We start from the raw sequence: 16,453 nt of genomic DNA on the forward strand, positions 1-16,453 counted from the left end.
CTGGTGCGGCGATCAGTTGACGTCGCTGGCCTTGACGTAGCCGGAGTCGACGACGACCTTCTGGTAGTTGGTCTTGTCGACGCTCACCGGCTCCAGGAGGAACGCGGGAACGACCTTCGCGCCGTTCTGGTACGTCTCGGTGTCGTTGGTCTTCGGCTTCTTGTCGTTGAGCAGGGAGTCGACCATGTTGCCCGCCACCTTGGCGAGCTCGCGGGTGTCCTTGAAGACCGTCTGCGTCTGCTCGTCAGCCTTGATCGACTTCAGCGAGGCGACCTCGGCGTCCTGGCCCGTGACGATCGGCAGCGGCTTGGCCTTGGAGCCGTAGTCGTCCGACTTCAGCGCCGACAGGATGCCGATGGAGATGCCGTCGTACGGCGAGAGGACCGCGTCGACGCGCTCCTTCTTGTACGCGGCGGTCAGCAGGTCGTCCATGCGCTTCTGGGCGGTGCCGCCGTCCCAGCGCAGGGTGGTGACCTGGTTCAGCTTGGTCTGGCCCGACCTGACCACCAGCTGCTTCTTGTCGATGTACGGCTGCAGGACGCTCATCGCGCCCTGGAAGAAGTACTTGGTGTTGTTGTCGTCGTTCGAGCCGGCGAAGAGCTCGATGTTGAACGGGCCCTTCTCGGAGCCGTCCGCCAGACCGAGCTTGTCGGCGATGTACTGGCCCTGCAGCTGGCCGACCTTCTCGTTGTCGAACGAGGCGTAGTAGTCCACGTTCGGGCTGTTGAGGATGAGTCGGTCGTACGAGATCACCGGGATGTCGGCGTCCTTGGCCTGCTGGAGAACGTTGTCGAGCGACTTGTTGTCGATCGCCGCGATGATCAGCGCGCTGACACCCTGGGTGATCAGGTTCTCGATCTGGGAGACCTGCTGGTCCGGGTCGTCCTCACCGTAGACGAGCTTGGTCTTGTAGCCCGCGTCCTTCAGGTGCTTCTCGACGTTGGCACCATCGGCGATCCAGCGCTCCGAGGACTTGGTCGGCATCGCGATGCCGACGGTGGAGCCCTTGGCGTCCCCCTTGTCCTCTTCGCTGCCGCCCTCGCCGCTCTGCCCGCAGGCGGAGAGCGTCAGGGCCAGGGAGGACGCCGCGGCTATGACGGCGAGTGCACTTCTGCGGTTGCGCATGATCATCTTCCTTGATGTGTGAGGGTGCGCCGAACTGGCGAGGCTGTCGGATTGTGTGCGGCTGCGTGGTCTTTTGTGAAGAGGGTTTGTCCGGAACGTTATGAGGGAATGCCGAATCGTTTCAGGTCGCCGGGCAGCCGCGAGCCCAGAGGAGCCATGTCGCCGTCCGCTCCGTGCCGCTCCAGCAGGTCGAGAGCGAGCCGGCCGCGCCGCACCCGCTCCTTGGCCGTGCTCAGCGTCAGGTCCCGCATATGGGCCCCGTACGGGTAGATTCCGGGGGCCTTGGACAGGCCGAACTTCAGGTAGAGCGGGGCGCCGCGCCGGATCAGCTCGGCGACCTCGTACATGCGGACATAGCCGCCGAGATCGTCCGGGGCCTCGATGTACATGTCCATGGGGGCCGCGCTGACCCGGCGGATCTCCGTGAGGTGGTCCAGGGTCAGGTCGCTGGGCACGTTGATGGAGTCTCCGCCGAGCTGCTCGTATACGGCGTACGCGGCCGGGTTGACCGGGCCGATCAGCGCGGAGACCTTCAGCGTCGTGTCGGCGGGGATGATCCCGGCCGCACGCGCGCGGTGCAGCGTCCACAGCACGCCCTCATCAGCCACGAGGAGGCACTTTACGCCCAACTCCGTTGCGCGGACGGCGTCTTCAAGACACCCGGCGACCGCGTCATGGCCGCGGGCGCGCAGGCCCCCGCCGCGGGAGTCGGTACGGGTCGAGCCGCCGATGTCCCAGGTGCCGCGCGGGCCCGTGAACAGGCAGAGCTCGATGTCGCGCTCGGCGGTGGCCTCGACCATCTCGGTGATCTCGGCGTCGTTCAGCATCCAGATGCCGCTGCCCTGGCTGATCCGGTGGATCGGCACATCGAGGCGCGAGGACTCCTTGAGGACCACGGCCAGCGCCTCGGGCCCCTCGCAGGAGGGGATCTCGGTGCGCCAGCGGCCGCCACCGGGGAAGGTGTGCGGTGAGGCGTCGGCAGGATCGGGGGCGGGCGCGCCCAGGCCGAGAGCGGAGAGCGCCGGCTCGCCGGGTCGTCGGGCTGCCGTGGCGGAAGCGTCGGTCACAAGCTGTCCTTCGCGTTCGATGTTTCGGACATGGTTCGTGGGGATTGGGAGCACGCCGGTACAGAGCGTCAGGGTCTCCGTACCGGCGTGCGGCTCGTGGGGCGGTGCGGGCGCCACGGAAATTTATGGCTTGATCAGTACCTTGCCGACCTTCGGGTCGCCGGAGCCGACCAGCTCGATGGCCTTCGCGAACTCCTCCAGCGGCAGCTCGTGGGTGACCAGGGGCAGCGGGTTCAGCAGACCGGCGCCGAAGACCCGCACCGTGTGCGCCCAGGCGTCCGGGGCCGCACCGAAAACGGTGTGCACCTCCAGCTGCCGTACGACGAGATCGGTCGGGTCAAGTCCGTCGGCACCCGGAGCCGGGATACCGGTCAGGACGAGCCGGCCGCCGCGCCGGAGCAGAGCGGCGGCGGTGCGCGCCGCGTCCGCGGACCCGGCGGTCTCGATGACGACGTCGAAGTCGTCGGGGAGCTCCTCGTCCTTCGTACGGAACTCCGTGGCGCCGAAGTCCTTGGAGAGCGCCGCGCGGTCCGGGCGGGTGCCGACCACGAGCAGCTCGCCGGGGGAGCCGGCCTTCAGGAACTGCACGGCGAACATCCCGAGCGTCCCGGTGCCGACGACGGCCACCCTCTCGCCCGGCCGGGCGTTCGCCTTCAGCGCGGCGGCGGCGATGCAGGCGGCCGGCTCCAGCAGAGCGGCGGCGGTCAGGTCCGCGTCGTCGGACAGGACGTGCAGCAGCCGTGCCGGAAGCGTCAGCGTGCCCGCCATCGCACCGGGCTGCGTGAAGCCCGTCTCCTCGTACCCGGCGGAGCACAGGGTCGTCTCGCCCGCGTGACAGCGGTCGCAGACCTGGCAGTTGCGGAAGCCCTCGCCGACGACCTTGCGGCCGATGAGGGACTCCGGGACCCCGGAGCCGACCGCCTCGACCGTGCCGGACCACTCATGGCCGGGCGTGAGCGGGTAACGGACGTACCCCTCGGGCCTGTTGCCCTCGTACACCTCACGGTCACTGCCGCAGATGCCGCTCGCATGGACCCGTACGAGGGCCTCCCCGGCGGCCGGAGCCGTGGGCTCGTGCGGGACGAGCCGGTGCTCGCCCGGAGCCTCGATGACGACAGCAACGCTCACTTGGACCCCTTGGGCTTGCGCTGCTCCCAGCCGTCCGCCCACAGGTCGAAGCGCGCCTGCTGCTGGGGGAACTCGGCCGCCGCGTCCGTGTCCAGCTCGACGCCGAGACCGGGGGCCTCGGAGAGGTGGAAGTAGCCGTCCACGACCTGGGGCGCGCCCTTGACGACCTGCTTGATGTCCGCGTCCGCGAAGTCGTTGAAGTGCTCGAGGATCTTGAAGTTCGGGGCGGTGAAGCCGACCTGGAGGGAGGCGGCGGTGAGGACCGGGCCGCCCACGTTGTGCGGGGCGACGAGCATGTAGTGCGTCTCGGCGGTCGCGGCCAGCTTGCGCGTCTCCCAGATGCCGCCGATGTGGCCGACGTCGGGCTGGATGATGTCCACGGCCTGGCTCTCGAACAGCTCGCGGAACTCGATGCGGTCGTGGATGCGCTCACCGGTCGCGACCGGCATGTCCACCTTCGCCGCCACCTTCTCCAGCGCCTTCAGGTTCTCCGGCGGCACCGGCTCCTCCAGCCAGGCCGGCTTGAAGGGCGCGAGCTCCTTGGCGAGCCGTACGGCGGTGGCGGGGGAGAAGCGGCCGTGCATCTCCAGCATCAGCTCGGTCTCGGGGCCGATGGCGTCCCGTACGGCCTCGATGAGGGAGACGGAGTAGAGGGTCGCCTCGTGGTCGAGCTCGAAGTGACCGGTCCCGAAGGGGTCGATCTTGAGGGCCTTGTAGCCGCGCTCCATGACCTGCTGGGCGGCCTTGTGGTACGCCTCCGGGGTGCGCTCCGTGGTGTACCAGCCGTTGGCGTACGCCTTGACCTTGTCGGTGACCTTGCCGCCGAGCAGCTGCCAGACGGGGACGCCGAGGGCCTTGCCCTTGATGTCCCAGCAGGCCATCTCGATCACCGCGATACCGGACATCACGATCTCGCCGGCGCGGCCGTAGTCGCCGTACTTCATGCGCTTGACGAGGTCCTCGACAGCGAACGGGTCGGAGCCGAGAATGTGGTTGGCCTCTGCCTCCCGCAGATAGCCGAGCAGCGCGTCGGTATGACCCAGCATGCGGGTCTCACCGACACCGGTGAGTCCCTCATCGGTGTGCACCTGGACATAGGTCAGGTTCCGCCACGGCGTCCCTACCACGTGCGTGCTGATTCCAGTGATGCGCACTGCAGCTGCTCCCTGTACTCGTCGGCCCTGTTCGAGATTTCGTCACTCGTTCGAAATGCTGTCGCGACAGTAAGGATTCGGCAGTCGGAGTGTCAATGGGTCGAGCGGTCGAACACGTAACGGTTTTGACGCCAAGGCGGTGGGATGGCGGGGAATGATCCGGGCTGTCCGCGCCCCGGCATGCCTGGACAGCGCTTTCGTATGCCTGAACAGGCGACTCCCTACACAACATTCACAGCTGCCCCTAGGAACGTTACCTGTCCGGAATCTAGTCTTCCGGCGTCATGGACTACTGCCACCCGTGCCAACGGCACCTCAACGGCGCCCTCGCCTGCCCGGGCTGCGGCACACCGGCCGAAGCCTGCCGCGCGTACGCCGCGTCGCTGGACGCCGCACACGCGCGGGAGGGCGCGGGTGCGCGCGCGGGCGACGACGGACACGGCGACCCCGACGACCCCGAGGACTCCTCGGCCGCCGGTGGACGCCGGTCCCGTGGCCGGTCCCATCGTGGGGCGCGGGAGACCCGGCGGGACAGGCGGGCGGCGGTGCACCGGCGTCGTCGGCAGCGGGCGCTGCTGATCGGGGCGGGGCTGCTGCTCGCCGCGGGCGGGCTGAGCCTGGCGGAGCTGGGCAGGGAGGCACCCTCGGCGGAGCCGAACACCGCGACGGACGACGAGGGCTCCGGTTCGCGGGTGTCGGAGGACGGGAAGACGGGCTCGTCGGAGGGCGGGGCGGCGGGCTCCGTCGTGACGGACTCCCGGTCGCCGGAGGCCTCGGCCTCTCCTTCGCCTTCGAAGTCGAAGAAGCCGGGGGACAAGGGCAAGGACGAGGGCGAGAGCAAGAAGCCCTCGCCCACGCCGACGTCCGAGGATCCCGAGGACCCCCCGCGCCCGCCCCCTGAGGACCCCGACACCCCGGACCCCCGCCCGACGTCGAAGCGTCCGGCCCCGGAGCCGACGCCCACGGAGACGTGCACGCGGTTCCTGTTCTTCTGCTCGTAACTCCCGCTTCCGGCACCAGAACTGACGATGTCCGGGCCGACCCGCTGGGGCCGGCCCGGACGTCGTACTCACGTCACCCAGGTCGTACTCGGAGCGATCCGAGCGACCGGAGCGATCAGACGAGGTCGAACCGGTCCAGGTTCATGACCTTGACCCACGCCTCGACGAAGTCCTGCACGAACTTCGCCTTCGCGTCGTCGCTCGCGTAGACCTCGGCGAGCGCACGCAGCTCGGAGTTCGAGCCGAAGACGAGGTCGGCACGGGTGCCCGTCCACTTGACCTCGCCCGTGGCGGCGTCGCGCCCCTCGAACGTGGTCTGGTCGGCGGACGTCGACTTCCACGTCGTACCCAGGTCGAGCAGGTTCGCGAAGAAGTCATTCGTCAGCTTGCCGGGCGTCTCGGTGAGAACACCGAGCGACGACTGCTGGTGGTTGGCGCCCAGGACGCGCAGGCCACCGACGAGGGCCGTCATCTCGGGGGCGCTCAGCGTGAGCAGGTTGGCCCGGTCGAGCAGCAGGTACTCGGCCGGCAGGCGGTTGGCCTTGCCCTGGTAGTTGCGGAAGCCGTCGGCGTTGGGCTCAAGCGCGGCGAAGGACTCCGCGTCGGTGTGCTCCTCCGTCGCGTCCACACGACCCGGGGTGAAGGGCACCTCGATGTCGTGACCGGCGTCCTTGGCGGCCTTCTCCACGGCAGCCGAGCCGCCGAGCACGATCAGGTCGGCCAGGGAGACCTTCTTGGCGCCGGAGCCGTTGAACTCCTGCTGGACGCCCTCGAGGGTGCGCAGGACCGTCGCGAGCTGGTCGGGGTCGTTGGCCTCCCAGCTGCGCTGCGGCTCCAGGCGGATACGCGCACCGTTGGCACCGCCGCGCTTGTCGCTGCCGCGGAACGTCGAGGCCGACGCCCACGCGGTGGAGACCAGCTGCGACACGGTCAGACCCGAGTCGAGGAGCTTCGCCTTGAGGGCCGCAATGTCCGCGGCGTCGATGGCCTCACCCTCGGCCTCCGGCAGCGGGTCCTGCCAGAGCAGGGTCTCCTCCGGGACCTCCGGGCCGAGGTACAGCGACTTCGGGCCCATGTCGCGGTGGGTCAGCTTGTACCAGGCGCGGGCGAAGGCGTCCGCGAACTGGTCCGGGTTCTCGTAGAAGCGGCGCGAGATCGGCTCGTAGATCGGGTCGAAGCGCAGGGACAGGTCGGTGGTCAGCATCGTCGGGAGCTTCGTCTTCGACGGGTCGTGCGCGTCGGGGATGATCGCCTCGGCGTTCTTCGCCACCCACTGGTTCGCGCCGGCCGGGCTCTGGGTGAGCTCGTACTCGTACTCGAACAGGTTCTTGAAGAAGTTGTTGCTCCACTGCGTGGGCGTCTCCGTCCACGTCACCTCCAGGCCGGAGGTGATGGCGTCGCCGCCCTTACCGGTGCCGTGGGTGCTCTTCCAGCCCAGGCCCATCTCCTCCATGGAGGCGGCCTCGGGGTCGTTGCCGACGGCGTCCGCCGGGCCCGCACCGTGGGTCTTGCCGAAGGTGTGACCGCCCGCGATCAGGGCGACCGTCTCCTCGTCGTTCATCGCCATCCGGCGGAACGTCTCGCGGATGTCACGGGCCGCGGCGATCGGGTCCGGGTTGCCGTTCGGGCCCTCCGGGTTGACGTAGATGAGGCCCATCTGGACGGCGCCGAGGGGGTTCTCCAGCTCGCGGTCACCGCTGTAGCGCTGGTCGTCGAGCCAGGTGGTCTCGGGACCCCAGTACACGTCCTCCTCGGGCTCCCATACGTCCTCACGGCCGCCGGCGAAGCCGAAGGTCTCGAAGCCCATCTGCTCCAGGGCGACATTGCCGGTGAGGATCATGAGGTCGGCCCAGGAGATGGACTGGCCGTACTTCTTCTTGACCGGCCACAGCAGACGGCGCGCCTTGTCCAGGTTGCCGTTGTCCGGCCAGCTGTTGAGCGGGGCGAAGCGCTGCTGACCGGCGCCGGCGCCGCCACGGCCGTCGCTGATGCGGTAGGTGCCGGCGCTGTGCCAGGCCATACGGATCATCAGCGGGCCGTAGTTGCCGAAGTCGGCGGGCCACCAGTCCTGCGAGCTGGTGAGCACCTCGGCGATGTCCTGTTTCACCGCGGCCAGGTCGAGGTTCTTGAACGCCTCGGCGTAGTCGAACTCCTCGCCCAGCGGGTTGGCCACGGCGGGGTTCTTGGCAAGGATCTTCAGGTTGAGCCGCTCCGGCCACCACTGGCGGTTGCCGCCACCCTGCGTCGGGTGCAGGGCACGCCCGTGCGCGACCGGGCAGCCGCCCGCGCCCTCCGCCTTGGGATCGGTGACGATTGCGTCGGGGTTCTCGGCCATTGGGGGAATCCTTCCGAACTACTAGTGGATCACGGTGCTCATCAGGTACCGCGGGGGGTGGAACAGTCGGGGCACGCGCCCCAGTAGATGACCTCTGCCTCGTCGACCGAGAAGCCCCGGTCGTCGGATGCGGTAAGGCAGGGGGCATGGCCGACCGCGCAGTCGACGTCCGCGAGGACGCCGCACGACCGGCACACGAGGTGGTGATGGTTGTCCCCGACACGCCCCTCGAACCGGGCCGGACTGCCGGGCAGTTCGATACGGCGTACGAGGCCCGCCGCGACGAGCGCGTGCAGTCCCTCGTACACGGCCTGCAGGGAGACCTGGCCCAGCCGCTCGCGCACCCCGGAGGCGATCGCCTCGACACCGAGGTGATCACCACGGCGAACGGTCTCCAGCAACGCGACCCGGCCGGCCGTCACCCGCAGACCGACACCGCGCAGCTCATCGGCGGTGCTCGGGGTCTGGGAGGCGGTCATGGCGCCCAACCTACATCGCCTAACACGAACGATTCAAGAAAAAGAACAGTTCTAATCTTGGGAAGTGTCGGACGGTGTTCCGGAGGGCGCTCTTAGATGCGTCACGGCTCGGGGGAGCGCCCCTTCCCGGCGCGGGGCTGTGACATTTGCGGCTCCGCCGCGTGGGCGCGAACAACCCACGACGGCCCGCGCCCGCCCGCGATCAAGAACCTCCCCGTCCAGTAGGCGCCTAAGGGTCAGGATGCAGCCCCGAGCATCCGCAAGAGCAGGTCCCGCAGAGCCAACCGCTCATCCCGAGACAACTCGGCAAGCGGCTCACGCGCAAAGTGCAGCGACTCACGAAGCCCCCGGGCGACCCGTCGCCCTTCATCGGTGACCGCCGCCAGCTTCACCCGGCGGTCACCAGGATCGGGCCGCCGCTCAACAAGCCCGCGCGACTCCAGTCGATCCACTATCCCGGTCACATTCGAAGGCTCACACTTGAGTTTCTGGGCCAGCCGTCGCATGGGCAAAGGCTCCAACGAGAGCAGGCTCAGCAACCGAGCCTGCGCCCCGGTCAGCGCATGCTCGGCGGCAGCGTCGTCGTACTCCTCGTGATAGCGAGCCACCACCGTGCCGATGAGGTCCACGACCTCCAAGGTCAGGGCATCGGGGCGGCGGGTCTTCTGCGGGGCGGCCATGCGCTCCAGCGTACCCGCATTACTTGACAACCTGAAATATTCGGCCGCATGCTTGTTTCAGGTACTGAAGTAAATTGAAAGGCTCCCCATGATCAACCGCGAATGGCACCTCCTCAGCCGCCCCGTCGGCTGGCCCAAGCCCGAGAACTTCGCCCTCGTCGAGACCGAGGTCGAGCAGCCGGGCCCCGGTCAGGTGCTGGTACGCAACCAGTACCTCAGCGTGGACCCGTACATGCGCGGCCGTATGAGCGAGGCGAAGTCGTACGTCGCGCCCTACGAACTCGGCGAGCCCATGCAGGGCGGTGCCGTCGGCGAGGTCATCGCCTCGAACGCCGAGGGCATCGCGGTCGGTGACCACGTCCTGCACTTCTTCGGCTGGCGGGAGTACGCCGTCGTGGACGCCAAGCAGGCGGTCAAGGTCGACCCCGAGGCGGCGCCGCTGAGCACGTACCTCGGTGTGCTCGGCATGACGGGCCTGACCGCGTACGCGGGTCTGCTGCGCGTCGGTGCCTTCAAGGAGGGCGACGCGGTCTTCGTCTCGGGCGCGGCCGGTGCCGTCGGCAGCCAGGTCGGGCAGATCGCCAAGCTCAAGGGCGCCTCGCGGGTCATCGGCTCCGCCGGGTCCGACGAGAAGGTCAAGCTGCTGGTCGAGGAGTACGGCTTCGACGCCGCGTTCAACTACAAGAACGGCCCGGTCTGGGAGCAGCTCAAGGAGGCCGCCCCGGACGGCATCGACGTCTACTTCGACAACGTCGGCGGCGAGCACCTCGAGGCCGCGATCGGCGCGCTCAACCTGCGCGGCAGGGCCGTGATCTGCGGCATGATCTCGCAGTACAACGCGACCGAGCCGACTCCCGGCCCGCGCAACATGGTCAAGATCCTGCAGAACCGGCTCCGCGTCGAGGGCGTTCTGGTCGGCGACCACTACGACCTGCAGCCCGAGTTCGTCCAGGAGGTCGGCCCCTGGATCCGCTCCGGCGAACTGAAGTACCGCGAGACGGTCGTCGAGGGCATCGACAACAACCTTGAGGCATTCCTCGGCGTCCTGCGAGGCGACAACACCGGCAAAATGATCGTCAAGCTCTGACAGTTGACGGTTCCTCAGGAGAGGGCCTGACGACTCCTCAGCACAGCAGGGGAGAGGCCGCACCCACCGCCATGGGTGCGGCCTCTTCGGTTGCGTAAGGCTCTTGAGCCGCCTTGATGAAGTGCCGTGCGATGAAGCGCCCCGTAAGGGGCGCGGGGAACTGCGCGACAAGCCACAGCGAACCCGCAGCTTCAAAACCGTTCTCCCAGCGGAGCGTCTTCGCGGAGCGTCGCGTTACGCAACCGTGACGCCTTCTCCTTGCAGCCCTCTTGACCGTCATGGATTGTTAGCGCTCACAATGACGTCCGCATTCACCAGTCGGCGACCATCGCCGACCACCGGTGTTCAACGGCATCCAAGGAGGCGCGGCCGTGGCACACGCACAGCTTCGACCGCCCACGATGGCGGATGTCGCACAACTCGCAGGGGTCTCGCACCAGACCGTGTCCCGCGTGCTGGGGGATCACCCCAATGTGCGGGACGAGACACGGACCAAGGTGCTGCACGCGATCAAGGAGCTGGGCTACCGCCGCAACTCCTCCGCACGCGCCCTGGCCACCCGGCGCACCCGCACCCTCGGTGTGGTCGCTTCCAACACCACCCTCTTCGGGCCGGCCAGTACGCTGTTCGCGCTCGAGGAGGCCGCACGTGCCGAGGGGTATCTCGTCTCGACGGTGAGTCTGCGCAAGCTGACCGTGGAGACGCTGTCCGAGGCCCTGGACCACCTCAGCGAGGGCGGAGTGGAGGGGGTCATCGCCATCGCTCCCCAGCGATCGGCGGTGGAGGCTCTGGCCGAACTCTCCAGTCCCTTCCCGGTGGTTGTGGTGGGCGGCGGGCAGCCGGAAGGGGACATCCCCAGCGTCAGCGTGGACCAGCACCTGGGAGCGCGACTGGCCACCAGTCATCTGCTGGCCGCCGGCCACCGCACGGTCTGGCACCTGTCCGGGCCCGAGGACTGGCAGGAGGCGGCCGACCGGGTCGTCGGCTGGCGGGCGACCCTCGAGGAGTCCGGTATCGAGCCGCCCACGCTGCTGCACGGGGACTGGAGTCCGCTGTCGGGCTACCGCGCCGGCCAGGAGCTGGCCGGCTGGGTGGGCCGTGGGCTCACCGCCGTGTTCGTCGCCAACGACCAGATGGCGCTGGGGGTGTTGCGGGCCCTGCGTGAAGCGGGGGTGCGCACTCCCAAGGACGTGGCGGTGGTCGGCTTCGACGACATCCCGGAGTCGGAGTTCTTCGCTCCGCCGCTCACCACCGTCCGACAGGACTTCTCGACGGTCGGGAAGCGGAGCATCGCCCTGCTCCTCGATCTCGTCGAGGGCCGGGCCCTGTCCGGGGCACCCCGGATCGCCATCGAACCGCAACTCGTCGTTCGCGCCAGTACGTTTCCGTACGCCCCTCAGCCGGAGGGCGTTCTGAACTGACGCGACACCCATCGGTCGCACAAGCACCTACGCGGCCGGTATTTCGAACAATGATCGACAGGCTGGACGTTGTGCGGCCGGTCCCATCGAGTACCAGCGGGTCCATCCCCGGGCCGGCTCTTCAAAGGAGAAGAAAGATGCTCAACAGAAGGAACTTCCTCACGGCGGCGGTCGGCGTGGCGGCTGCGGGCGGTCTGGCCGCCTGCGCCAAGGAGGACAGCAGCTCCAGCAGCTCCTCCTCCGGTGGCGGCGGCAGCAAGGCGCTCACCCTCGGCTTCTCCCAGGTCGGCTCGGAGAGCGGCTGGCGTAGCGCCAACACCACGTCGGTGAAGGCGGCTGCCAAGGAAGCGGGTTACAACCTCAAGTTCTCCGACGCTCAGCAGAAGCAGGAGAACCAGATCTCCGCGATCCGCAGCTTCATCGCCCAGAAGGTGGACGTCATAGCCTTCTCGCCGGTGGTCGTCACCGGCTGGGACGCGGTGCTCAAGGAGGCCAAGGCCAAGAAGATCCCGGTGGTCCTCACCGACCGTTCCGTCGAGACCGACGACAAGTCCCTGTTCGTCACGCTCGTCGGCTCGGACTTCACGGACGAGGGCCGGCGCGCGGCCAGGATCCTGGAGAAGGTCCTGGAGAAGGCCGGTCACAAGGGCCCGGTGAAGATCGCACAGCTGGAGGGCACCACCGGTGCCGCCCCCGCGATCGAGCGCGCCAAGGGCTTCAAGGAGGTCATGGACGCGGACCACAAGGACGACTGGAAGATCGTCGTCAGCCAGACCGGTGACTTCACCCGCGCCGGCGGCAAGCAGGTCATGGCGGCCTTCCTGCAGTCCAACCCGGACATCGACGTGCTGTTCGCGCACAACGACGACATGGGCATCGGCGCCATCCAGGCCATCGAGGCGGCCGGCAAGAAGCCCGGCAAGGACATCCTGATCGTCACGGTCGACGGCGTGAAGGACGGCTTCATCGCGATGTCCGAGGGCAAGATCAACGCCATCGTCGAGTGCAACCCGCTGCTCGGCCCCCAGCTGATGGAGGTCGTGCAGAAGGTCAAGGACGGCGAGAAGGTCGAGCCCTGGGTCAAGACCAAGGAGAGCGACTTCATGCAGGACCAGGCCAAGGAAGCCCTCCCGACCCGCAAGTACTGACCCACCGCACCCACTTGCAGGGAGCCCACGGCCGACCGGACCCTCGGTCCCTGGGCTCCCTGCGGGCCGAAACGAATTCCATGAATTCAACGAGGAGCGCTGCCATGGCAGAGCCGCGGCCCGTCCTGGAGATGACGGGCATAGTCAAGGAATTTCCGGGGGTACGGGCTCTGTCCGGTGTCGACTTCCGGCTCTTCCCCGGCGAGATCCACGCCCTGATGGGCGAGAACGGAGCCGGAAAGTCCACCCTCATCAAGGTGCTGACCGGGGTCTACTCCCTGGACGCCGGCACCGTCACCCTCGACGGGAAGACGGTGCGGATCGGCAGCCCGCTGGAGGCGCAGCAGGCCGGCATCAGCACCGTCTACCAGGAGGTGAACCTCTGCCCCAACCTGTCGGTGGCGGAGAACATCTTCATCGGACGTGAACCCACCCGCATGGGCCGCATCCAGTGGAAGCGCATGCGCAAGGAGGCCGCGGAGCTGGTCGACCGGCTCGGCCTCGACATCGACGTGACGGCGCCCCTGTCCTCGTACCCCCTGGCTGTCCAGCAGTTGGTGGCGATCGTACGGTCCGTGGGCACCGGCGACAGCGACGGTTCGGGATCCGGCACCAAGGTGCTGGTCCTGGACGAGCCGACCTCGAGCCTTGACCGCGACGAAGTCCTCGAACTGTTCCGCCTGATGCGGCAGTTGAGGGACGAGGGTGTCGCGATCCTGTTCGTCTCGCACTTCCTCGACCAGATCTACGAGATCTGCGACCGGATGACCGTCCTGCGCAACGGCGGCCTCGTCGGCGAGCACATGGTGAGCGAGCTCGACCAGGTCGGACTGATCGAGCTGATGATCGGCAAGGCCCTGGACCAGCTCGAGGGGCTGCACGAGCACCAGTTGCACTCCGATGTCGGCGAGACGCTGGTCCAGGCGGAGAACCTCGGCAGGACGGGCGGCATCGCGCCCTTCGACCTGGAGATCAAGAAGGGCGAGGTCGTCGGCCTTGCGGGCCTGCTCGGCTCGGGCCGTACGGAACTCGCCCGGCTGCTCTTCGGCGCCGACCAGCCGGACAGCGGCAAGCTGACCATCGGCGGCAAGCAGGTCTCGATGAGCGCGCCGAACGACGCGATCGGCGCCGGCGTCGCGTTCTGCTCGGAGAACCGCAAGACCGAGGGCCTCGTACCGGATCTGACGGTGCGGGAGAACATCATCCTGGCCCTCCAGGCGGCCCGCGGCTGGACCCGGCCCATCCCGGTCTCCCAGCGCGATGAGCTGGTCGCCAAGTACATCAAGGCGCTGGACATCCGCCCCGCCAACCCGGAGGCACGGGTCGGCCAGCTCAGCGGCGGCAACCAGCAGAAGGTGCTGCTCGCCCGCTGGCTGATCACTCAGCCGAAGATGCTGATCCTGGACGAGCCGACGCGCGGTATCGACGTCGGCGCGAAGGCGGAGATCCAGAAGCTGGTGGTCTCGCTGTCCGAGGAGGGCATGGCCGTGCTGTACATCGCGGCCGAGCTGGAGGAGGTACTCCGGCTCAGCCACACCATCGGAGTGCTGCGCGACCGCCGGCTGGTGGCGCGGCTCACCAACGGGCCCGAGATCACCACCAGCAAGATCCTCGAGACCATCGCGAGCGGAGAACACCAGTGACCACCACTCCCCGATGGCGAGCACTGACCCACCACAACCTGTTCTGGCCCGTCGCGGTCCTGGTCGTCCTGCTGCTCGTCAACGTTCCCTTCACCCCTGACTTCTTCTCCATCCGGATGACGAACGGCCACCTCCACGGCAGCCTCGTCTCCATCGTGCTGTTCGGCTCGCCCCTGATCCTGGTGGCGGTCGGTATGACCCTGGTCATCGCGACCGGTGGAATCGACCTCTCCGTCGGCGCCGTGGTCGCCATCACCGGGGCCCTGACCTGTTCGTACATCAGTGATCAGTCCGATCAGAGCGCCCTGTCCGCGGTGTTCCTGGCCCTGGGCATCGGCCTGCTGGCCGCGGTGATCTGCGGACTGTGGAACGGATTCCTGGTCGCCCGGATGGGCATCCAGCCGATCATCGCGACGCTGATCATCATGGTCGCCGGACGTGGCGTGGCCCAGCTGATCACCGACGGGCAGATCATCACCGTCAACAGCGAGCCGTTCAAGATGATCGGCGGCGGCTACTGGCTGACCCTGCCGTTCTCCATCTTCATCGTGGCCGTGGTCGTGGCGATCACCGTGGCACTGACCCGCCGTACGGCGCTCGGCCTGCTCGTGGAGTCGGTCGGCGGCAACGCGGAGGCCAGCCGTCTGGTGGGCATCAGGTCCCGCCGTATCAAGATCATGGTGTACGTGTTCTGCGCGGTGTGCGCGGGCATCGCGGGCCTGATGATCAGCTCCAACACCTCGGCCGCGGACGGCAACAACGCCGGTCTGTGGATCGAGCTCGACGCGATCCTCGCCGTGGTGATCGGCGGCACCTCGCTGCTGGGCGGCCGGTTCTCCATCGGCGGCACGGTGGTCGGCGCCCTCGTCATCCAGACCCTGACCACCACGATCTACACCATCGGCGTGCCGACCCAGACCAACCTGGTCTTCAAGGCCGCCGTCGTCATCGTCGTCTGCCTGCTGCAGTCCCCGAAGTTCCGCGCCAAGGTCTTCCGCGGCAAGTTCGGCACCAAGACCGGCGCGAAGGGCGGCCCCGGCCAGCCCCCCGCGGCCCCGGCGGACACCACCCCGGCGCCCGTGGCCGCTCCCAAGATGGAGGTGTCGTGATGAGCACGACCACGAAGACCCCCACAGCCTCCAAGAGCCGTACGCCGGCGCCGTCCAGGGCCGCGACTCTGCTCGGCGACCGCCGGCTGCCCGTCCTGGTGACGGCCGGGCTCTTCCTCGCGATGTACGTGGCGGGCCTGAGCCGCTACCAGAACTACGGGTTCGGCGAACCGCAGGTCTTCATGAACCTGTTCATCGACAACGGCTATCTGCTGGTCGCCGCCGTCGGAGTCACCTTCGTCATCCTGTCCGGCGGCATCGACCTCTCCGTCGGCTCCGTCATCGGCTTCACCACCATGTTCACGGCATGGCTGGTGGAGCGTCAGGGCCTGCCGATCCTGGTCGTCATCCCCATGGCGCTGGCCGTGGGCGCCTTCGGTGGCTTCCTGATGGGCTATGTGATCCACAACTTCGAGATCCAGCCCTTCATCGTGACCCTCGCCGGCCTCTTCCTCTTCCGGGGCCTGTGCCTGGTCATCAGCAAGGAGTCCATCTCCATCGGCGACCCCTCGGTGAGCAGCATGGCCGGGGCGCAGCTGAACCTGGGGGCGGGCTTCCTCTCGATCGGCGCGATCGTCGCACTGGTCGTCCTCGCCGCGGCGTTCTACGTCCTGCACTACACGCGCTTCGGACGCCGGGTGTACGCCGTCGGCGGCAACGAGCAGTCGGCGCTGCTGATGGGCCTTCCGCAGGGCGGCACGAAGATCGCCGTCTACACCATCAGCGGCTTCTGCTCGGCGCTCGCCGGTCTGCTGTTCACCCTGTACATCCAGTCCGGTGACCCGCTGCACGCCACCGGCATGGAGCTCGACGCGATCGCCGCGGTCGTCATCGGCGGCACGCTGCTCACGGGCGGCTCCGGCTATGTGATCGGCACCCTGTTCGGCGTCCTCGTACTGGGCCTGATCAAGAGCATCATCCAGTTCGAGGGCACGCTCAGCTCCTGGTGGACGAAGATCGCCACGGGTGTGCTGCTGTGCGCGTTCATCCTGATCCAGCGGGCGATGACGTCACGCAAGAAAACCTGACCCGGACGCAGGCTCCGGTCAACACACCGCGACAGCAAGGGAGTTACC

14 protein-coding genes are annotated in these 16,453 nt (G+C 68.1%); 7 read left to right on the forward strand and 7 right to left on the reverse strand.

Annotated elements, in window-relative coordinates:
• Positions 1-12: 12 nt before the first annotated feature.
• The 4 genes from chvE to ACQEVY_RS33140 form a co-directional block, all read right to left on the reverse strand.
• Complete coding sequence (gene chvE, locus ACQEVY_RS33125; protein WP_432953059.1) at positions 13-1,125, reverse strand: multiple monosaccharide ABC transporter substrate-binding protein; 1,113 nt, start codon at positions 1,123-1,125, stop codon at positions 13-15.
• A 98-nt stretch (positions 1,126-1,223) separates the two neighbouring features.
• Positions 1,224-2,192, reverse strand: coding sequence for a hypothetical protein (locus ACQEVY_RS33130; protein WP_432953060.1), 969 nt, complete (start codon positions 2,190-2,192; stop codon positions 1,224-1,226).
• Between the two features lie 123 nt (positions 2,193-2,315).
• Entirely contained in the window at positions 2,316-3,320 is a 1,005-nt protein-coding gene (locus ACQEVY_RS33135; RefSeq protein ID WP_432953061.1) for a zinc-dependent alcohol dehydrogenase, read from the reverse strand.
• Complete coding sequence (locus tag ACQEVY_RS33140; protein ID WP_432953062.1) at positions 3,317-4,474, reverse strand: mandelate racemase/muconate lactonizing enzyme family protein; 1,158 nt, start codon at positions 4,472-4,474, stop codon at positions 3,317-3,319. The genes ACQEVY_RS33135 and ACQEVY_RS33140 overlap by 4 nt, the downstream gene beginning before the upstream one ends.
• A gap of 284 nt (positions 4,475-4,758) precedes the next feature.
• Here ACQEVY_RS33140 and ACQEVY_RS33145 point away from each other — a divergent pair, with 284 nt between their 5' ends.
• On the forward strand, positions 4,759-5,475 hold the full coding sequence (locus tag ACQEVY_RS33145) for an SCO2400 family protein (RefSeq protein ID WP_432953063.1): 717 nt from the start codon (positions 4,759-4,761) through the stop codon (positions 5,473-5,475).
• 115 nt (positions 5,476-5,590) lie between these two features.
• On the opposite strand, the gene katG is transcribed toward ACQEVY_RS33145, so the two are convergent.
• From katG to ACQEVY_RS33160, 3 genes are all read right to left on the reverse strand, one after another.
• Positions 5,591-7,810, reverse strand: coding sequence for a catalase/peroxidase HPI (gene katG, locus ACQEVY_RS33150; protein ID WP_432953064.1), 2,220 nt, complete (start codon positions 7,808-7,810; stop codon positions 5,591-5,593).
• Between the two features lie 41 nt (positions 7,811-7,851).
• Entirely contained in the window at positions 7,852-8,289 is a 438-nt protein-coding gene (locus ACQEVY_RS33155; RefSeq protein WP_432953065.1) for a Fur family transcriptional regulator, read from the reverse strand.
• Between the two features lie 236 nt (positions 8,290-8,525).
• On the reverse strand, positions 8,526-8,969 hold the full coding sequence (locus ACQEVY_RS33160) for a MarR family winged helix-turn-helix transcriptional regulator (RefSeq protein WP_432953066.1): 444 nt from the start codon (positions 8,967-8,969) through the stop codon (positions 8,526-8,528).
• An 88-nt stretch (positions 8,970-9,057) separates the two neighbouring features.
• On the opposite strand from ACQEVY_RS33160, the gene ACQEVY_RS33165 reads away from it, so the two are divergent.
• From ACQEVY_RS33165 to yjfF, 6 genes are all read left to right on the forward strand, one after another.
• Positions 9,058-10,056 carry an NADP-dependent oxidoreductase gene (locus tag ACQEVY_RS33165; protein WP_328771918.1) on the forward strand — a complete coding sequence of 333 codons (999 nt, stop codon included), beginning with the start codon at positions 9,058-9,060 and terminating at the stop codon, positions 10,054-10,056.
• 371 nt (positions 10,057-10,427) lie between these two features.
• The gene (locus ACQEVY_RS33170; RefSeq protein ID WP_328771919.1) at positions 10,428-11,477 is read left to right on the forward strand and encodes a LacI family DNA-binding transcriptional regulator; all 1,050 of its coding nucleotides are present in this window, start codon (positions 10,428-10,430) and stop codon (positions 11,475-11,477) included.
• Between the two features lie 137 nt (positions 11,478-11,614).
• Positions 11,615-12,625 carry an ABC transporter substrate-binding protein gene (locus ACQEVY_RS33175; RefSeq protein ID WP_432953067.1) on the forward strand — a complete coding sequence of 337 codons (1,011 nt, stop codon included), beginning with the start codon at positions 11,615-11,617 and terminating at the stop codon, positions 12,623-12,625.
• 104 nt (positions 12,626-12,729) lie between these two features.
• Positions 12,730-14,268, forward strand: a complete 1,539-nt coding sequence (locus tag ACQEVY_RS33180) for a sugar ABC transporter ATP-binding protein (protein ID WP_432953068.1) — start codon at positions 12,730-12,732, stop codon at positions 14,266-14,268.
• On the forward strand, positions 14,265-15,377 hold the full coding sequence (locus tag ACQEVY_RS33185) for an ABC transporter permease (protein ID WP_432953069.1): 1,113 nt from the start codon (positions 14,265-14,267) through the stop codon (positions 15,375-15,377). Before ACQEVY_RS33180 ends, ACQEVY_RS33185 begins: the two co-directional genes overlap by 4 nt.
• Positions 15,377-16,405, forward strand: coding sequence for a galactofuranose ABC transporter, permease protein YjfF (gene yjfF / locus ACQEVY_RS33190; protein WP_432953070.1), 1,029 nt, complete (start codon positions 15,377-15,379; stop codon positions 16,403-16,405). Before ACQEVY_RS33185 ends, yjfF begins: the two co-directional genes overlap by 1 nt.
• Positions 16,406-16,453: the final 48 nt, after the last annotated feature.

The organism is Streptomyces sp. CA-288835 (assembly GCF_050936385.1).
In the GTDB taxonomy this organism is placed as follows: domain Bacteria; phylum Actinomycetota; class Actinomycetes; order Streptomycetales; family Streptomycetaceae; genus Streptomyces.